The organism is Desulfobacter latus, assembly GCF_013389365.1.
Classification (GTDB): domain Bacteria; phylum Desulfobacterota; class Desulfobacteria; order Desulfobacterales; family Desulfobacteraceae; genus Desulfobacter; species Desulfobacter latus.
Genome location: NZ_JACADJ010000076.1, coordinates 1 through 18,370 on the forward strand (window position 1 = coordinate 1; position 18,370 = coordinate 18,370).

General features: G+C 47.0%; 18 protein-coding genes and 2 CRISPR repeat arrays. Of the genes, 2 read left to right on the plus strand and 16 right to left on the minus strand.

The genetic code is table 11. From position 1 onward, the window contains the following. The first annotated feature begins 120 nt into the window (after positions 1 to 120). Positions 121 to 246: a hypothetical protein gene (locus tag HXW94_RS19925; RefSeq protein WP_281357855.1), complete on the plus strand. Its 126-nt coding sequence runs from the start codon at positions 121 to 123 to the stop codon at positions 244 to 246. A gap of 270 nt (positions 247 to 516) precedes the next feature. Here HXW94_RS19925 and HXW94_RS15870 read toward each other — a convergent pair whose 3' ends face one another. The 15 genes from HXW94_RS15870 to cas6 all read right to left on the minus strand — a co-directional run bounded on the left by HXW94_RS15870 (position 517) and on the right by cas6 (position 17,680). Continuing rightward, positions 517 to 1,653 carry an ATP-binding protein gene (locus HXW94_RS15870; RefSeq protein WP_178367878.1) on the minus strand — a complete coding sequence of 379 codons (1,137 nt, stop codon included), beginning with the start codon at positions 1,651 to 1,653 and terminating at the stop codon, positions 517 to 519. A gap of 215 nt (positions 1,654 to 1,868) precedes the next feature. Further along, on the minus strand, positions 1,869 to 2,180 hold the full coding sequence (locus HXW94_RS15875; protein ID WP_178367879.1) for a HigA family addiction module antitoxin: 312 nt from the start codon (positions 2,178 to 2,180) through the stop codon (positions 1,869 to 1,871). Between the two features lie 8 nt (positions 2,181 to 2,188). Continuing rightward, positions 2,189 to 2,485: a type II toxin-antitoxin system RelE/ParE family toxin gene (locus HXW94_RS15880; RefSeq protein ID WP_178367880.1), complete on the minus strand. Its 297-nt coding sequence runs from the start codon at positions 2,483 to 2,485 to the stop codon at positions 2,189 to 2,191. Between the two features lie 271 nt (positions 2,486 to 2,756). Continuing rightward, a CRISPR array of direct repeats spans positions 2,757 to 3,219; the repeat unit is 36 nt; unit sequence GTCTTAATCCTCTCTAATCGAGGCAGTCGTTCTGAC. Between the two features lie 244 nt (positions 3,220 to 3,463). Beyond that, positions 3,464 to 4,477, minus strand: a complete 1,014-nt coding sequence (gene cas1 / locus HXW94_RS15885) for a CRISPR-associated endonuclease Cas1 (protein WP_178367881.1) — start codon at positions 4,475 to 4,477, stop codon at positions 3,464 to 3,466. Between the two features lie 16 nt (positions 4,478 to 4,493). Then, complete coding sequence (locus tag HXW94_RS15890; protein WP_178367882.1) at positions 4,494 to 5,618, minus strand: CRISPR-associated primase-polymerase type A1; 1,125 nt, start codon at positions 5,616 to 5,618, stop codon at positions 4,494 to 4,496. A gap of 83 nt (positions 5,619 to 5,701) precedes the next feature. Then, on the minus strand, positions 5,702 to 7,069 hold the full coding sequence (locus HXW94_RS15895; protein ID WP_178367883.1) for a tetratricopeptide repeat protein: 1,368 nt from the start codon (positions 7,067 to 7,069) through the stop codon (positions 5,702 to 5,704). A 742-nt stretch (positions 7,070 to 7,811) separates the two neighbouring features. Further along, a CRISPR array of direct repeats spans positions 7,812 to 8,283; the repeat unit is 37 nt; unit sequence AGTCTCAATCCTCTCTAATCGAGGCAGTCTTTCTGAC. 200 nt (positions 8,284 to 8,483) lie between these two features. Beyond that, on the minus strand, positions 8,484 to 8,762 hold the full coding sequence (gene cas2, locus HXW94_RS15900) for a CRISPR-associated endonuclease Cas2 (RefSeq protein ID WP_178367884.1): 279 nt from the start codon (positions 8,760 to 8,762) through the stop codon (positions 8,484 to 8,486). 14 nt (positions 8,763 to 8,776) lie between these two features. Then, positions 8,777 to 10,261 carry a type III-A CRISPR-associated RAMP protein Csm5 gene (csm5, locus tag HXW94_RS15905; RefSeq protein WP_178367885.1) on the minus strand — a complete coding sequence of 495 codons (1,485 nt, stop codon included), beginning with the start codon at positions 10,259 to 10,261 and terminating at the stop codon, positions 8,777 to 8,779. Beyond that, positions 10,245 to 11,228: a hypothetical protein gene (locus HXW94_RS15910; RefSeq protein WP_178367886.1), complete on the minus strand. Its 984-nt coding sequence runs from the start codon at positions 11,226 to 11,228 to the stop codon at positions 10,245 to 10,247. The genes csm5 and HXW94_RS15910 overlap by 17 nt, the downstream gene beginning before the upstream one ends. A 10-nt stretch (positions 11,229 to 11,238) precedes the next feature. Next, positions 11,239 to 11,937 carry a type III-A CRISPR-associated RAMP protein Csm3 gene (gene csm3 / locus HXW94_RS15915; protein WP_178367887.1) on the minus strand — a complete coding sequence of 233 codons (699 nt, stop codon included), beginning with the start codon at positions 11,935 to 11,937 and terminating at the stop codon, positions 11,239 to 11,241. Positions 11,938 to 11,954: 17 nt separating this feature from the next. Next, the gene (csm2, locus tag HXW94_RS15920; protein ID WP_178367888.1) at positions 11,955 to 12,356 is read right to left on the minus strand and encodes a type III-A CRISPR-associated protein Csm2; all 402 of its coding nucleotides are present in this window, start codon (positions 12,354 to 12,356) and stop codon (positions 11,955 to 11,957) included. Further along, complete coding sequence (cas10, locus tag HXW94_RS15925; protein WP_178367889.1) at positions 12,349 to 14,892, minus strand: type III-A CRISPR-associated protein Cas10/Csm1; 2,544 nt, start codon at positions 14,890 to 14,892, stop codon at positions 12,349 to 12,351. The genes csm2 and cas10 overlap by 8 nt, the downstream gene beginning before the upstream one ends. Positions 14,893 to 14,965: 73 nt before the next feature. Continuing rightward, a complete protein-coding gene (csx2, locus tag HXW94_RS15930; protein WP_178367890.1) occupies positions 14,966 to 16,312 on the minus strand; it encodes a TIGR02221 family CRISPR-associated protein in 1,347 nt (448 codons plus the stop codon). Between the two features lie 16 nt (positions 16,313 to 16,328). Beyond that, the gene (gene csx20, locus HXW94_RS15935; RefSeq protein ID WP_178367891.1) at positions 16,329 to 16,745 is read right to left on the minus strand and encodes a CRISPR-associated protein Csx20; all 417 of its coding nucleotides are present in this window, start codon (positions 16,743 to 16,745) and stop codon (positions 16,329 to 16,331) included. Beyond that, positions 16,742 to 17,680, minus strand: coding sequence for a CRISPR system precrRNA processing endoribonuclease RAMP protein Cas6 (cas6, locus tag HXW94_RS15940; RefSeq protein ID WP_178367892.1), 939 nt, complete (start codon positions 17,678 to 17,680; stop codon positions 16,742 to 16,744). The genes csx20 and cas6 overlap by 4 nt, the downstream gene beginning before the upstream one ends. 14 nt (positions 17,681 to 17,694) lie before the next feature. On the opposite strand from cas6, the gene HXW94_RS15945 reads away from it, so the two are divergent. Continuing rightward, entirely contained in the window at positions 17,695 to 18,057 is a 363-nt protein-coding gene (locus HXW94_RS15945; RefSeq protein ID WP_178367893.1) for a hypothetical protein, read from the plus strand. Between the two features lie 26 nt (positions 18,058 to 18,083). Here the strand turns inward: HXW94_RS15945 and HXW94_RS15950 are convergent, their stop codons facing one another. Continuing rightward, positions 18,084 to 18,254 (minus strand): DUF977 family protein, encoded by a 171-nt coding sequence (locus HXW94_RS15950; RefSeq protein ID WP_343054663.1) that lies wholly within the window; start codon positions 18,252 to 18,254, stop codon positions 18,084 to 18,086. Positions 18,255 to 18,370: the final 116 nt, after the last annotated feature.

Genomic DNA, 18,370 nt, shown 5'->3' on the forward strand with positions numbered 1-18,370 from the left:
ATATTACCAGGGTGCCTATATATTCCTTTAGAACGAAAGCCCGAAGGCTCTCAAGGCTAATCAACAGGACTTGCAACCGAAGTCACAAGCCCACCGATCACCAAAGGTGTCGGTGGGTAGTTGACAGGTAACCTTGTCATTGAAATCTGCAAGAACCAGGGCCAGGTGCTGGACAAAGAATCCGTGGATGCCGTCAGGCAGTTTTCAAAAAATAATTATAACGATTTTATCGCAGTTAACAAATAACAACCATGGGCAGAGCCGGCTTGTCAATGCTTAAAACTCTGCCCGAAATAATTTTACCCGGGAGCGCAGGCGTCCCGCCTGCTTTTTACTGCAGGCGGGACGCCTGCGCTCCCGAATATATCAAAATGGTAAGTTATCAAAAATTTGGCCTTGATCATTATTTCGGCCAATGCGTGGAAGGTAGGTTGGGTTGAGGAACGAAACCCAAAAAATACAAAATGTTGGGTTTCACTTCGTTCAACCCAACCTACACGGTGGTCCAAATGATGATCAATGCCAAAAATTTAATTCCGACAGCCAGTTGGATGCGAGCCTGATTTCTGCGCCGTTTGGAAACGTTTTTTCTCGGTTCAGTTTTTTTGAAATTTGCACCATTTTAATTTCAGGGAAAAATTTTTTAAATATTTCAAAATTCGGGCTCAAATTATTATCGTTCCATTTTACCTCTACTAATATAGACGGGGTATCATTTTTTGAAATACAAAAATCAATCTCTTTGCCGTCCTTGTTTTTCACATAATACAGCGTTCCTTCTTCCCCCAGACAATCCTCCCGGAAATGCAATTCTTTCTGTATGGCGCATGCCACGGCATTTTCCAGCTTAATACCTTGATCGCCAATAACTTGGCCTGTATCGTAGAAGTAAAATTTAGGCGCCTTTTGAATCGCCCTGGCAATGTTTTTATGGAAGGGTGATATTTTAAAAAGCACATACATATTTTCGAGTATTGTCAGCCACCTTTTGACGGTTTTATCTGAACACTGCAGATCCTGCGCCAGAGAACTATATGAAACTGGGCTTCCTACCCGGTGCTTTAATAACTGGATCATCGTTTCAATCTGGGTGATCTGCTGAACATTTTCAATGTCAATGAGATCTTGCTTTAGAATGATATCAAGATGAGATTTTTTCCAGCGGTTATAGAACCGCTGTGTTCCATTTAAAAACGGCTCCGGAAAACCACCAAACGATAAAAGCTTGTCTAATTCGCCGTCATGGTCGTCCGGTTTTAAAAACGTGCTGATTTCCTTAAGATCCAAAGGATGCAATCTGAATTGGAAGAATCGTCCTGCAAGGGAATCCCCCACTTTTTTATAGGTGTCTAACCTTGCACTGCCCGTAACAAGTAGTGATGGTGGTATGCCTTCTTTGTCATAAATGCCCTTCAACCATGCTTTCCAGTTTTTCAGCTTATGCAGTTCATCAAAGATAATGAGGGGTTTTGACCGGTCCCAGGATTTTTTCTGCAAGTCTAATCTATCGTCAATATAATCATAATTGAAATAATCAAAATTATGTTCGAGCATTTTTGACAGCGTGGTTTTGCCGGCCTGGCGCGGCCCGGTCAGCAGGATAATTTTTTTATCTAAATCTTCTTGAATATATTTTGTAAGATATCGATCCATAATGACTATTCTGGCATGGAATCCGAAATAGTCAAGGCTTTTTCGGATACAAGTCCGAAAAAGTCGGTCTTTGTCCGGGTGTGGTCTAGGGCAATGGAGCCCGTAACGTGATTAGGCCCAGCCGGATGGCGCTAAAGGGCATAGAGGTTGCGCAACGGGTACTGATCCAGGATTGGGTCTTAATCCTTATTCTTTGACTGTCAATCGGAGAACTTTTAAGCTGTTGCTTCACGGATTGGTCTAGCTCGTTCAATTTTTTTCATTCGCTTCGGCGAATGTAATGCGGTCCATAAATCATTTCGCTGCTGTAAATTGAGCCAGAAATTCGGTGTGTTGCCGAATACTTTTGCCAACATTAATGCAGTGTCAACGGTGATAGACCTTTTACCGGTGCAAAGTTCATTTACTGTCCTACGGCTGACACCCATCGCAGAAGCTAGCTGCCCTTGATTAATTTCCAACGGCACCATAAATTCCTCCGTGATCATTTCACCAACACTGACAGGCTGACGTTTTGTTAAAATCATTTTACACCTCATTTGTATGTATGATTATCAAGATAAACACCATCCGCTTCCCCGCGTTTATCATCCCAAATAAAAATAATACGCCATTGATTATTCACACGGATGGAGCATTTATCCTTAAGCTTTCCAGATAGTTTTTCAAAGTGATTGCCGGGTGGACTTCTCAGATCAGCGTCACTCGTTGCATCATCCAGCAGTTGTAGTTTCCTGAATAATCGTGAACGAATGTCAGCGGGTATTTTTTGGGACTGAATGTCCTCTATGAAAAAATTTTGCAGCCAATTATCACGAAAATTTATAATCATAGTGACATTGTAATGTGTAGGGTTACATAAAGCAAGCGGGGAATTTACAAATCGTCTTTGGGGGTGGACCACGTTTCTTGTTTCCAGTCACCAGTTTCTGCGGCTCAGCCCCTTAGAGCAAACACAAATAAACTAAAGATATTTAGCCAGAGTTGGGTGTCTAAATTTTCGAGTTTAGTTGGCTTAGGAATGAGTTTTAAATAACTTGCCCATTTTGATATATCCGGAAGCGCATGAAGACTGATTTTTCGGTATATTTTCTTCGTCTTCACTCTCAATCCTCTCTAATCGAGGCAGTCTTTCTGACACTTACAAATCGGATCAAATGGTCCGATTAGAACCAGTCTTAATCCTCTCTAATCGAGGCAGTCGTTCTGACTCCGAATCAGGCCGGGATATGAGCGCAGACGGTGCAAAGTCTTAATCCTCTCTAATCGAGGCAGTCGTTCTGACAATGTTATGTTTACTTTTTAAAAAAATCACAAAGTCTTAATCCTCTCTAATCGAGGCAGTCGTTCTGACCCCGTAGACGCAAAGAGTTTATGGCGGAGAACAAGTCTTAATCCTCTCTAATCGAGGCAGTCGTTCTGACTAAGGGCGAAAGTTGGTTTTCATGGGCAAAAAGCGGTCTTAATCCTCTCTAATCGAGGCAGTCGTTCTGACAAGACAAAATGAACAGAGGTAAAAAGGCTGCTAAAGTCTTAATCCTCTCTAATCGAGGCAGTCGTTCTGACCCTGGGTAGTTGAAAGCCTTGCCCTGCAAGCCTCTCAGAAGCCGATTTAACGGACCTACCCGATTTTCGGGGTTCGGAAAAAAATTTCACACTGTTTTTTTGCCACATTTTAAGGTATCTACCTGAATTTATAGGTGATATTAAAATGACGGACCTCCGCGGGTCCCGTTAACCCCCCAATATGCCGCGTCAATGGCTGCAATATAGCGGTGTTCGGGCAAATTGTCAAAGAGCAGATGTTCTTTTAAAATGTAATGGGCCGGTATGGTTTTCCAGTATCCAGAAGACCGTCTGCAAACGCTCTGACCTGGGTCTGGATGGTCCGGCGAAATGAAGATGATCCCCGCATCAACTCCTCATAGGACGATATAAAGGTCCGATAAAGATGGGGTTTCATTTCCACGGCCCTTTGGGTGGCAATCTCCTTTTCATCGGCATAGGCTTCAATTTTTGTATCCCTGAAAAGAAAATCCTCCGGCCGGATCATTTTGCGGTTGAGCAGATTCAATACAAAACGGTCCCCGATCAGACACCGGTATTCTTCAACCAGGTCACAGGCCAGGGACGGCCGGCCGTAAACGATTTCATGCAGGGTGCCCATGTATGGATCCAGCCCGCATGTTTTTATTGCCGAGATCACCTCATTTGTCAATAAGGTATAAACAAAGGAGAGCAGGGCATTTACCGGGTCCTTTGGCGGCCGCCTGTTCCGGTTGTTAAAGAAAAAGCGGTCGTTTCGTATGAGAAATCTAAACACACTGAAATAGATCCGGGCCCCGGCCCCCTCAAACCCGCGCACCTCGTCAGGGGTTTCGGCTTTTTCCAATGAAGACTGCAGCGCCTTGAGTCCGGCTGCGGCCTCCCCCAGCCTGTCCTCCTTGTAATCCCTGCCGCGCCGGGCTAAAAATATGGCCGTGTTATGCAGTTTGCCTGCAACAATCACCTTCATCAGCGTCAGCTTGAACGCAGGCTCTTCCAGTTTTAGATACTGGGCTTTGCGTAACGCCACATGTTTATGCTCGTCAATCATGAGCCTGGCCCGAAACCGGCCGGTGGGTGTCAGAAAAACGGTTTCCACACGGTTTTTGATCAAAAAATCCATCACCGGGCCGCTTAATGAGATATACCCGGTGAGTACCAGTTTTTCCAAGCCTTTGGCAGGCAGGGATTCCATCACCTGGTTTTTTTTGACAATATCCAGGCTGTCTCCTTTTTTTCGGATGTAGGCCCCTTGTTCCACCACATAAATCGTTTCCATGCGTTGCGCTGTCCCGTTACTTTAAAAACCGTTCAAGCTGAACAATGGCGGTTTTCATGTTCATGACCGCACCGGAAAGATTTTCAATCTTTTCGGATTTTCCAGGATGTTTGCCTGAGATCGCCGCCCAGGAGGCCAGATGGATCAGGGGATGCAGATAGCCGGTTGCGTCAGGATCTATCCGGCAAAAGTCCCTGTCATAACCGGTCAGGGCGTGGATTCGCCGGCAGCCCAGCGGCGTCCCCCGGACCCGGCTGAGTTTAAAGTCTACCAGGTGCGGGTTGTATTCCGGATCACAGGAAAATAGATCGTGCAGCATGTGTTTCCCCCGGGGGAGAAACCCCAGGGTCTGGAACAGGATTTTTTCTTCCCGGACCCCGATGCTGCGGCGTTCCCGTACCAGGGCGAACAGTCGGCCCAGTGCCGGGCATTTTTGCTCCAGCTCAAACAGATCGGGAAATTTATCTTTTAATTCCTTCATCCCCGGGTGCAAAACCAGGCGTGTGCCGCCGGCTGCCTTGTTTTCACTTTGAATGCGGCCCGGATCTGACCGGGGCACATCCCTTAAAAATGCCAGCTGGGCTTCAATGTCCTTTGACGGGCATTTTGTGAAAAAAGAGCGTTTGCCGGTCTGCCGGTGGATTCCCAGGGGCAGCTTGACCAGATTGCCCAGCCCCTTGCCGGACAAATGATCCTGCTTGGGAAACACCTCCAGGCTGAAACAGGAAAGATCCGGGGCCAGATGATCGCAGACAGCGGTTAATGCCTGGCGAATCCGGGCGGCTTCTACCGGTGCCGCCATGAAAAACCAGAAATGGTATCCTTTTCCGCCGCTGAATTCCATAACGGGAAACAGGCCCATATCCTGTGCGGCCTCCGTGATTCTGGATATCATATAGGCACGGTCCTTGCGAATATCGGTCCCGGCTTTGGCCAACGCCTTGCCCGTGCATTGCCGCAGGTCCGGCACCAGGTCTGCATCAATGACCGCACACCGGACCGTGGCATCCGTGTCCATCAAATAAAATCCATAGGTTTTGGTTCCCTTATCCCTGATAAGGGCCTGGCCGATGCGTTTGAGCAGAAGCGTGTAATCCGTATCGCTTTGACGCGTGGATATTTCCTGTGCCTTTTGTTCCATCGCCCCTCTTTTCCCCTCTAAATTTATAGTATAGGAATTTCTAGCACCCAGCACCCAGAACCCAGCACCCAGAACCCAGCACCTTAATTCCGAATCATGGCTCTGAGCCTGTCCAGATTGGGATAGAACCGGCTGTGACCTTCCAACTCGGTCAACAGCTGCTCCGCCTTTTGGGGATGACCGGCTTTAAAGGCGCACAGGCTCTGCCAGAACAGTCCTTCAAGGTACGGATTTCCCCAGTTGCCGGTGAAAAAATCGCATGCTTTTGCCGCATGTTCCATGGCCGGGCTATAATTTTTCAGGGTATATTCGATTTTTGCCAGCCGGATCAGGCTGATATGCCGTGATCTTGAGTCCTTGTCGGCTGCTGCATTTAAAATCGTTTTCGCCGTTCCAAATTGACCGGTCGTACACAGGATATCTGCCTCGGTCCACCGGTAATAGGGCCTTCTGAATTTTTCGGGAACACCTCCGATGGCTTCCATGGCCTTATCGGTTTGCCCTGATGCCAGGTATGTCCGGGCCAGAAGTTCATGGATGAAATCCGTTGAGACATTCCGGCCGCTGCTTTGCAGGGCGAAAAGCAGGGCGCTTTTGGCTTCGTCATACCGATCCATCCAGAATTGAACTTTGCCCAGGGCAAAGTATTTGAACGCCAGACTGATGTAATTGGTCTGCTCATCCTGTTTCAGGCAGGTCGTAATCCGATCAAGCGCCTTTGTGCCGTTTCCCGATGCCAGCAGCAGGGACGCGGACCTGTAAAGGGCTTTTACATAGTTCTTTTTTTCCTGCTGCCTTTCCGCCCTTTGTTCGTCAGTCAGGCGTTCCCAGTTAAAGCAGGCGATTTCAAATTTTTCCAGGCCGGGTCCAGGCTTGTTTTCAATCTGGGAAAAAAGCATCCCCTGTCTGTAAAAGTTGGTGATGCCTTCCGGGCGCAGGTCCTGGGCCTTTTTAAAATGCTCATGGGCCAGGGCGATCCGTTCGGTCCGGGCGTTGCCCGACAGAAAAATTTTTTTGTTTTTCGCGGCATAAAGGCTGTTATACGCCGTGTAGGCCAGGGATGCCCGGGACATGAAATTTTCCGGTTCGGCGCGAATACATACCATCAGTTCTTTGATGGCATCATCAAAGGCCCCGATCTGTCCCAGTGCAAAGGCGATTTTCTGGCGCACCGGGATATCAATCCCTGCCCGGATAAGATCCGGCAGTTTGTCGTCCACGGGATGGTAAAGGCTTAACATATCATCCCACCGGTTATTTTTGGAGAGCTCTTCAATATCGGCTAAAACCCGGTTCCGGGATTTTTTGATGAATGCCCCTTTTTTCACGCCAAACAGATCCTGGTCGGAAAACAGGTCTGCCTGCTTACCGGTGCAGGGGGTCTCCATCTGTGCCGGCGTTTTGCTTTGGGGGGTCTGAACAATTCTTGCTGCGGCCTGAAGCTTTACCATGATCGCCTCCTTTGGGATGTTGGATTGTCTGAGAATCCATACGGAGGCGGAGTGACACTTTTTAAAATATTTTTGCCTGGGGGGCAGATTCGATCGTTATCGGGGCCAGTCCTTAATGACTCAACATAGAAAAAAGCAGTCTCAATCCTCTCTAATCGAGGCAGTCTTTCTGACTTCCTGGCAAACCGATTTATTTGACATAACGTCTTGACAAGTCTCAATCCTCTCTAATCGAGGCAGTCTTTCTGACGATCTCATGCCTCACCAGGTGCCGGCAGTAGAAAAGTCTCAATCCTCTCTAATCGAGGCAGTCTTTCTGACCACAAGTCTATGAGAACAACAAAAAGGGAAAATAGTAGTCTCAATCCTCTCTAATCGAGGCAGTCTTTCTGACTATAGTTCCGGTCAAATGACTTGATACCAAAACTTGGAACTTAAAACAAATAAATCCAGCAATTCTCAATTTGGATTTTATCTTTACATATCAAATCGTTAACCCATTTGGTTGATTTTAAACAAAGTCATGTTTTCTCATTTTTTCATCGATTTGCTTTGAAATTCAAATTTTAGTTTTTTATTGTCAAAAAAAATTCTATCATATCTGCTTGAAAAAATTGAGAGTTTTTGGGTTGTTCCAAATTTAGAATTGCTGAAATAAATCAATATGTTATGCCTAAAAAACGGTATCAAGTCATATGACCGGAACTATAATCTAAAAGGAAACAAAGTAATGTCCGCTATATGTCTCAATCCTCTCTAATCGAGGCAGTCTTTCTGACCGCCAGGGGCTTTTGCTCTGGATTATGGCCTTGGTCTCAATCCTCTCTAATCGAGGCAGTCTTTCTGACCAAAGACACATAACATTAATATAAGGAGAAAATTATGTCTCAATCCTCTCTAATCGAGGCAGTCTTTCTGACGTAATTTTGAATAACAACTAATTTAAAGGAGAAACAAAGTCTCAATCCTCTCTAATCGAGGCAGTCTTTCTGACAGACTGGTAAGTCAAATGCAAAGCTTTGAATTGTCTAGTCTCAATCCTCTCTAATCGAGGCAGTCTTTCTGACAGAGAGTGGGAATATATCGGTATTCTGTACTGATACCAAGTCTCAATCCTCTCTAATCGAGGCAGTCTTTCTGACCGTGATGTTGGCCACCACGCTGAAAACAATGGGCAAGTCTCAATCCTCTCTAATCGAGGCAGTCTTTCTGACCCTGGGTATCTGAAACACTTATCAATCAAGGCTTTCCAGGGCCGATTTAACGGACCTACCCCATTTTGGGGTTTCGGAAAAAAATTTCACACTTAAAATTATGCTGTTTTTAGCGCAACATACTGATTTTAATAAATATATCAAAGTGACGGACCTCCTTGATGTATTTTTTGAACAAATTTTAAAAGATCTAAACGGCCTCATGACACGGAATAGGCCCGTGTATTGGGCGGATTCCCGGTGCCGGAGAATTCCACCTGACCCACGCAATGTTTGCAAAGCGGATAATAACGGATGGTGTCCTCACCATGGTCAATGATCTCCTCCAGATCCGACTGCATTTTCATGAATTTGTATTCGGTCATATTGGCACATTCAAATACGGACTTTTGAACCCGGGTCCCGTATCCTTTCAGGATCTTTACTACCCTGTACCGGACCCGGTTGTCAACAATATCAAAGCAGACCAGGAAAAACATTACATAAATCCTATCTAAGATTCACCCAGAATGCTCTTGAGATGCTGAACCTTGGCAAATTGCTTTTTCTTCTTTTTATTCACGTTCCATTTATTTTCACTGATATAAAATGCCTTTATCTTTTCTGCGGATTTGATCTTGAAATCATCTTCCATTTCATCAAGCCGCTTATACAAATCCACCACCTTATTTTCATTAACCGAGTTCTCATCAAATATTTCAGCCAGTTCCCGGTCCTGGGGAGACATGGCTTCCAGCTCTTTTTGCTTTTTTTCCCGTTCTGCTGCTTCAGCCGCTTCACGGGCCGCCTTTTCTTCCATCATTTTTTGGGCTTCAGCCGCCTTTTGAATCTGTAACTGCGCTTCAGCCAACTGTTCTTTTTCCTCTTGGGCTTTCAGGGCTGCATAGACGTTTTCCCGTTCCGACAACCGGGTTTCAAGGTCAGCATCAAGACGGGATATGCCGGACCAGCCAAAAGGTTGGAGTCCTTTAATATTTTTATCTTTATGGTCAGAGGAAGCCAGCCATAGAGTTGTGGCATGATCAAGAAAAGCGGGCTTTGTTCTGGGACCTTTCATAATTTTTATGTCCCGGTTTCCGGCAACGGTCATGGATTCTGCGCCGCAATGACGGCCCATGCGTATCAACAGGGTGTCCGTTTGAATAAAATCCTGGGCAGCAATACCCACAGCGCTGAGCTCCCGATTTTCCCTTTTGTGTTCTTTTGCATAAAAGTCGTGGGTCCCGGATAAAAGTGCTTTGAGCTCAACAGGCTCCCGGACAGGGCTTTCAGGGGCCGGCTGTCCAACAGTTATTTCCCCGATAAAGGCGGCTCCGGGCTCAATCACTTCCAGAATCTGGTAAGGCCCCCGGGCTTCTTTCTCCGATACCTTTTTTTTCTTGTTCACGGCATACACAATCCTGGTTTGAATCTCTCCGGCTGGTTGAAAATCGGACACCTTGACATGTCCAAAAGGATCCTGTTCGATGGATTGATAATCCAGCAGTTTTTTTTCAAGGGCCTTAGCATCTCTTTCCCGCATATTTTTTCCGCCGCACACATGGTTCAAGTAGCCTGTCCGCAAGGCTCCTTTGATAGACGAGCCCGGGATAAAAGGCCGGTTGTCTGCCGTCCGAAATGCCGTGCGTTCGATAACAAATTTGTTAAGTTCCTGCTGGATTTTGTTTTCGGGAATTTTTAATGTGCTGCGATAATGATTTATAAACGCCGGGGCCACACTGACTCTTCTGCCTTGGGCTTTCCTGCCCTGGAAAAATTTATAAATTCGCAGGATTGAAGGGAGATCCCCTAAACAGCACAGGGAAGAAAGGGTACTCTTATCTGCCGGGGACAAACTGTTTATAAATGATACGGGATCAAAGGCGATCAGTTCCTTTTGTTCCTCATCCAGCACAAACCCCATGGGTTCATACACTTCATCACAGCCGATGTGCAAAGGAGAATTAACAGTGATAACGCATTTATAGGTTGTTTTCATGGCGACCTCCCAGACGGATGGGCAGCACAGGCGCATACGCCTGCACAACGGTTTCAGGCATGGCCTTTGATACATGGGTGACGGCACAGCCGATGTACGGGGTTTCAATTTTTTCGGCCGGAATGCAGACAGCGCCTTCATCAGCCATCACTACAGGATTTTTAAATGGCCGTCGCACGCCTGCCAGCAGGTCTCCGTGTTTGCCGAACCGGACAAACGGGGTGAACCAGGTTTGATTGAACCGCTCCTTCTCCGGCAGACAGGGTGCAAGGGTATAAAGCGCATCGCCCGCAGACAGGTCAGGCAGGGGAAGCAGGCAGGTGTCAAGAATTGTAAAGCGCCCCATGCCTGTGGAGGCATCCCGCCCAAAACCGAATTTTCCGATTCTTGACATTCCTTTGACCAGGTCCTCTTTATCAAGAAATTCAGGGTCTGCCAGGATAAATAAAGAAAGAAGAACACCTGGATAGAACCAGGATATGGTGGTTTCAAACGGGGCAAAGCGGCCTTTACCGGTTGTGCCGGTCATCCGGTTAATGGTGTTGTGGGCATATGTCCCGATTTCACTTACCCCATTGTCCATAAAATCACTATCGGCCGCAAGATTTTTTCGGGTGGCGTCAAGTATCAAATCGACATTGCCCTTGATCCACTTTTTCCCTTTTAAGTCCTTAGCGGCCAGGATTTTTTCTTTTTTTGACAACTGTTCGGACGATAGAAACCAATCCAGCGGGATATCCGGCCGTTTAAAACAATGGGGGGCACCTTGAACGGCATCCGTTGGTACGGCTGAAGAAAAAACAGCAAACGGTTTTCGGGCGTATTGTTCAATGGCCGTTTCCAGATCTGTTTTCAAAAGGTCCGGATCATGGGCTGCCTGCCAGCAGAAGTGCCCGAACAGTGTATCGCCCTTCACGCTAGTCCCGAAGCCTGAATCCGGGCGTATGGTTATTTTATAAAGTTCCAATGCTTACCTCCTAAACCAAGGGGGATGCGTTATCAAATTTGGCCTGTATTTCCGGCTGGTCGAACAAAAACTTAATTTTACCGTACCCCCGGCTGCCCGAACCGCCGAGCGCATCCTGTTCCAGCAGTTTCAATCCTTTGAACAAAAGGTCTTCAAGTCCTTCGTCCCCCTGCAGTACTTTCAGGGAAATTGAAAAGCTGAACTGTGTTTCAGCCGGTACCCGCTCTGTAAACCTGGGATTCTCAGCTGTTCCTTTAATCCGGTTAATTGAATTTTCAGATTTAACTTCGGTAAACGCAAGATGGCTTGCCTGGGCTTTTTTTTTCCATGCTGCACTCAAGGGGGCATCGGCAAAGGAGAGACGGGTCACGCCGATTTCATTTTTTTCGTCAGCATCGGCTCCGCTGGCACCAAACAGGGAAAGGATGGCTTTACAGGTTTCTTGGGCCTCGCCTTCAAGCTTTTTATAATCTTTTATACCCAGAGGTGCCCCGTCGGTCATTCCCATAAGCCCTGAAGAGAGTTCAAGAAGCGATCGGGTTTTTCCTTTCAGGGAAGATCCCGGAATATAGGGTTCATTGGTGTGGGGATGTTTCACAACAGGATTGTCTGTGCCGCCGATGCGCATTTCCGTGTCACCAGCGCCGATGTGAAGTCCGCTTTTCAATTGGATTGTCCCGGTAATTTCCTTTATATCTACAAGTTTCATTTTATTCATCCTTTCGCTTAGTTGTTGGGTCCATGAAGTCTGTAAAAACCGATAAATGATTCAAAAAAAGAGTTGAACACATCCAGGTCACAAGGCTCCTCTACCTGGTTTACCGACGCCTTAATAAAATTGAGGAAATTGTCTGATATCAGTTTCCGCCCTTTGGCGTAAGCGGCTTTTGCCGTTACCATATGAACCAGGGGGAGAATGTTTTCCCACCCGTGGGGAGATGTTTTGGCCTGCATGTTGAGACTGACGATTTCATCAAAAAATTTTCTCAATTGGGTCCTCTTGTTAACACCTTTGAATTGTTGGTTATCTTTTGCAATTTCAAGGGCAAAATTTTCCGCTTTTTTTGAAAATAATTCAGGATCAATGATTTTTTTTTCTCTGTCTTTCCAGAATTCTATTTTATCCATTTCTACTCTCCTTTCTTAAGCTGTATTGTAAAACCCACAAAGCAATTCTCAGATCACCGCCGTAAACCGTAAGCCACATGGCCATTTTTTCTCTGACATGGTTCAGGCGTTCTTTTCTTTGGCCCGGATCAATGCCGGCTATGCTGCTTCGCTCCAGAGAATAGGCCAGTTTGGCGCGCCACTGGGTGCAGTTCATCCGGTCAAGGGGGATCCCCTCCTGTGAGGCGGCCACCAGCCGTTTTTCCTGTTCTGCCATGGCAATAAAAAAGTTGATCCGGTAAAGAAACACCAGGCTGATCCACTGATCTGCCGTCCATTGATAAAGTTCGTCACGAACCGCATCAAGATCGTTGAAAACAGGCCACGCCACGGTATGTCCAAACAGGGTGATTCGTTTCCTGCCGCCATGCTTGGATTGTTCCAGGGCGTCTTCCGAAGCTTTGGCAAGCGTATTGATCGGTGTGTGGGGTTTGTGCAGGGTGATACCGGCCGAAAATGTTATTTCCGGATTTTGGCACACATACGCCTTGAATTTATTTTCCAGAACCGTGGACAGTTCGATAATACGATTCCACGGTCCGATCAAAAAAAGGTCATCACCGCCGGCAAATACCGTATATATATTTTGAAATTTTTCCGAGTTTGACAAAAAGTCCGGCAGGAAAAGTGAAAAAAAGTGATCCAGCTGACGGCTTAAACTGGCCATACGTGACACCGTGTAAAGATGTTTTCTTAAGCCGCATGCCATAAGCAATCCCAAATTATCCACATCCGCTTTAAGAACGCCCAGTGCTTCAACCCCCTGGCCGTTTGTCGCGGCATCAGCAGCAAGGTCGTTCAACGTTTTCGGCATACCTGGTTCCGCGTCCTCTCCCTGGTCTGTGTCTGAATATACAGGAATATATCCGTTAAGCTGTCGATTAGAGACCCTGGCAAATTCAGTATCGGCCTGTCCGACATCAAGGCACCAATATTTCAATATTTCGTCGGATTTTGTTGCCCTGGTGGGATCAGTTTTTGAAAAATAAAGCTGGAATTGTTCAAAAACCGGATTAGCGAGCCGTTTTCCCGGAAAATCAGTATCCTTTTCCGTGATAACAACATAAGGATGTTTTACCAGATTCTCCCCAAGAAATATGTGATCCCTGCACAGGCCACAGCTATGAATATCATGTACTGCGACGCCACGTTCGGCCGGCCTTTTACCGCATAACGGGCAGACAGCCGAAGACAGATCATTACAGAATTTGTCCAGATAATCTTCAACTGCACCACCATAAGCGGCCAGGTCCAGTTTTGAATATTTTTTTTCATCTCCAGCTTTTATTAACCGTTCCCATAATGCTGAAAAATGGGTTGATTCAAAGTCACGGCTTTTTGCGGTGACAGAGGAAAAGAGCATACTGGTCTCACCATAGGTTTGTTTCACCAGCCAGTCGTTGATCTCTTTTTCAGCAGCAATAAGGGCGTTGGCAGCACTGTCCGTGTTCGGGGCCAGCAGGGTAAACCGCCCGCCGGCATTAAACATCACAGACGTATGGGGCAGTCCGATTTTGCTGCATAAAAGTTGTGCGGCAAGCTCGGAAAGAAGAGAAACATAAAAAGAACGGCCCCGCATTATTTTTGACCGGTATTTGGCAGATTCTCCGCCGCTGGAAAAAATAAAATTCTGGATACCGCTGAAACTGCCGGAGATCAACAAAAACTTTTCATCGTCGAAATTTTTAACGGCCCGGGGTTCCAGTGTGTTGGAATCTGCATGAAACAGGTACATGGCTGCGGCAATTGCCGCAGATGTCCTTAAATGGTCATATAGGGAAACATCCGGTATCACTTTTCCAACTCGTGCGGCAGGAATGGCCCAGGTATATTCCTTGACCAGGGAATCAAAATGTTCAAACCAAAGCGCTGTATTGGTTTCCGCGTGAGCCAGTCTGTCCATCTGCGCCAGAAACTCTTTTGTGAGATCCTGATATTCGGCAGTAGCGGACGCGCGGTTTGTCGGTGAATCATTGTTTTGTTGAACCGGAAAAATAGATTCGGCCGTCAGTGGCTTCAAAGGATATCTGAACCTGCATTTTTCTGCTGTCAGAGATTCCGGGGCATCCGCCAGCGTCATATGTTCAAACACTGGCAACAGTCTGGTTGTTTTATAATCCTTGATCTGAACAGACTGCGTGCTGTCCTTGTCAAAGGTTTCTCTGTCCATGCCGCTGCTGATGCGATCCGCCAGGGCCACAATCCATTCCATGGCTGACGAGGGATCATGGTGGGCGGCAGCCAGCCTGATAAATGCATCGCCGTCCCCAAAGTTTCCAGTGTTAAGTTCAGCAGGAAGGTGTGCCGATGTTTGTTCTATGAATCCGGCAGTATACAGGGCATGCCAGTGGGAATACTTGCCATTAAATGACGGCAGGAACGCGCCTGCATTCTCGTTGGCATACCCCGATGGTAATTCAAGAATTTTGGGGTCAATAAATTTTCCGATGTCGTGAAAAAAAGCTGACATGGCTGTTTTTAATGTGGTTTTGTTCATAAGCCTCTCCGTATGATGTTTTTAACACAGGCCGTGCTGAGCACAGGGCTGCTTAAACCAAATTATCGGTCTATCAGGAAAACAAGTTTTGTTCCGCCATTTGGCTTACAATATCGTGTAATACCGTCAAATATTCTTTTCCTTTTTCTTCAATTTCTTCCAATGCACCAGTTCTTGATGTCCATGCATGGTCAAACCCATTGCGGATATCAACGATTTCTTTTACTATACAGCGCAGTTTTTGCTCTATTTCAGCATCTTTCAACTCAAGGAACCATGGATACAACGTATCTTTATCTTTTGCGTCCTGCCCAACAAATTTCCAGCCTTTTTTGTTACCCTCAGGCGTTTCCGCAATGCTAACCATGCGGATAAAGATATCGGCAAACCGTCTGTATCTTCGTCCTTTATTTGACGCTATCTCTTTATTCCCATATTTCCCGGTTAAACCGACCATTCCGATGGACCCAACCATTTCACGCATGGCAGTAAACGCCTGCATGAAAAGCCGATGTTCCATCAAAACCTCGATAATTTTAATCTGGGTTTCAAAATAGGGCTGGTCATACCGGCCGCTGGGGGGATAGTCCGTGGCCAGGGTGCAGAATTTTTCCCAGACCAGGTCCAGCATCAGCCGGGCCGAACCGCCCACCCGGGTGCGGCTTTGTTGGACATAAGCCAGGGCGTCATTGACCTTCTGGGAGACGTTGTTCACATCCACGTTACGGATGCAGTCGGTCATTTCCTGGAAAGCGGCGATCAGATGTTCATCGGCCAGGGGGGCCAGGGCATCTACCTGGGATTGTTTGGCCATGTCCCCCAGCTTCCTGGCATCGGCATCGTCGGTTAAGCGGGCCACGGATTCGGCCCAGTCATTGATGACATAAAAATCTTTCATGTCCACAATGGGGTGGGGGGCGTCTTTCCGCTCCCGGTCGTACCAGGCATACAGGGCATGATCCAGGGTGATGTGTTTTGCCCTGGTCAGAAAACCAACAGCGCTGGAAAATATAATGGGGACGGCCCGCATGCCATGGGTAAAGTCCATGATAAGCCTGTCACCAAAGCCCACATTGTCCAGGAGCTGTTCAAACCAGGCCCACTGGTTGTCAGCGGTCATGTCTGTGGGGACCAGATCCGGGATAATAATTTCCGGCATTTGTTTGAGGTGGCGTTTGAACTCATCCTTTAATGCATCCAGATGTTTTTCATGGGATTCACGGGTGCAGAACAGAACGGCCCGGTCCACGGTGTCGTTTTGATTTTCACTCGCTTCCAGTCCCGCAAGAATGGCGGTCTGGGCAAAACAGCAGGTCATGGTTTGCGGTGTTTTTTCTGTCCAGGCATATTCGGCCTGGTCATACCCCGGCGTCTTATTGAAATTGCCGATTCCAAGAAAACTGATAAAAACATGTGCCATATTTTTCTCCTAAATTTTATACGCCGTATAAGCGGAACATCCGGTGTTTAAAGACATGCGTGGTTTTTACGGTACCATCCGGCGCAGTTTCCTCCCTGGCCTGTCTGGCGGTGACGGAATAAACCGGTAAAAGATTGTTGTTTAATGCATAGTGGACCATGATCCAGGTGGCACCGAAATCCCCTTGGATTAAAACAAGATCATTGGGGCAGGACGCCTTTTCAAGCCAGGTTCGAAAAGGGGCCAGCGTGTCAAAGATTCTCGTTTGGTCTGCGGGAATTTGTGCCCAAAGTGCTTTTAACTGTGTCGGAAGTCCGACAAATTGCAGTTGCGCGCCCCAGATGTTTCGGGCATCGGTTTCCTGATCTTCGGAAAGTGAATGATTAAACATCAGGAACATGTTTTGTGGTTTTGCCTTTTGGGGGGTATTCATTGGTTCATTGCCTCTAAGCTAACCTTACCCAGCCCGAACGCCGTATTTTTTCCGGCATGAACGGTTTGTGCCATGCGAAGAAACGGCATGAACGGTCCAAGGTCGCCCTGGTAGGCCACTTGCCCGAGGAGCCCGCCCATATACATTTTCGTCTCCTGGCGGGACGAGTAGCGCTGCCAGTCAAACCAGGACAGGCGGTTGTCTGTCAGGCGCACCCGGCCGGCGCTTTTTACCAGGTCCGGGTAGTTCAGGGGTGGTTCGCCGTCGCCGTAGGTATTGAACAGGGCGGTACACCGGCGGATCAGGGAACGCATTAGAAGGTCAAAGGGCAGGTCCGGTGCCTGGCCGGTTTTTGAGCTGACCCTGAACGGGGTGTGCAGTTTCAGTGTGACCTGATCCGGGCTTTTGTCCTGATCCGGGGTCAGGTCAAGCGTCGGCAAAAGATCCGGCAGTGTGACCCGGCCGTCCGCTTTTGAATAAACCGCTTTATCGCCAAAGGTGACCGATTCCAGGGTAAACCCGGCCCGGTTGCCGTTCAGGCTTTTACCCAGGCCGATGCGGCCCATCTGGTCAAAGGCATAAATAAAATAGGGCAGGTGCCGGTTCAGGTCTCCGAAAAGGATTATGCCGCATGCCAGGGTATCGCCGATTGAGAAGTCTTTTTCTTCCGTTAAAGGCGGTTCCAGGACCATGGGGTGCGGCGGGTCGGAAATCTTGGCGTTTTCCGGTGCCGGCAGGGCATGGGCGGTTTCAAATACCAAGGCATAGGTGCAGTTTTGCCGTAAAATGCAGGTGGCGCAGGTCTGGTTTTTCAGCGCACACACGGTACGTTTCAACGCATGCCCCAAAAGCCCTCTGAATGTGGACCCTTTGTACGCAGGCAGAACAGCGTCCCGGGTCAGTTTGATGTGGAACAGGTATTTTCCGAATTTCATGGGTGGATATTTCCTTGGGTATTACAATTACAACCAATTATTTTGTGACCGTTTTCTGTATTTACGGAGCTGATTGGCGGTTTTTCAAAAAATTTCGTCTGAAAAAAAATGAATTTTTCATGGAGGCTCAACGCCTTCTCATGGAAGACGCTAAAAGAAAGTTTTTTGAATTAGGGTTTTCTTTCATAAATATGATGTGGTTGTCAAGCTTGTCAGGGTTATATTTTAACTTTAAGCTTACTTTGTTTTTTTTCGGTAATTCCCTAAATTTATTCTCGCACAAAGCCACCAAGGCACAAAGAGTCAAAAAACCAAATAGAATCTTTGTGTCTTGGTGGCTTTGTGCGGATTTTTCAATTAAAGCGTTTAATCTTTAGGATTGCTGATAACCCGAGACGATGCGCTATCTTATATACCGGGTCCCTTTCCCCTGGCCCTGCCTGCTTAGATGGTTGTCCCGCACCAGTTCTGCCAGCTTTTTCTTTATGGTGTTCCGGTTGGCCCCTGTGATGGATTCGATTTCTGATATGGACAACTCTCCATGATCCTTCACCAGTTCAATGATATAGTCGATTTAAAAGTATTAAAAAATATCAATAAGTAATTTATTAAAATCATAAGTAGTGTTTTATAAGTAAAAATCCTGACCCGAAGGGCCAGGATTTGGGTTAAGCCCAGAGGGCATGAACT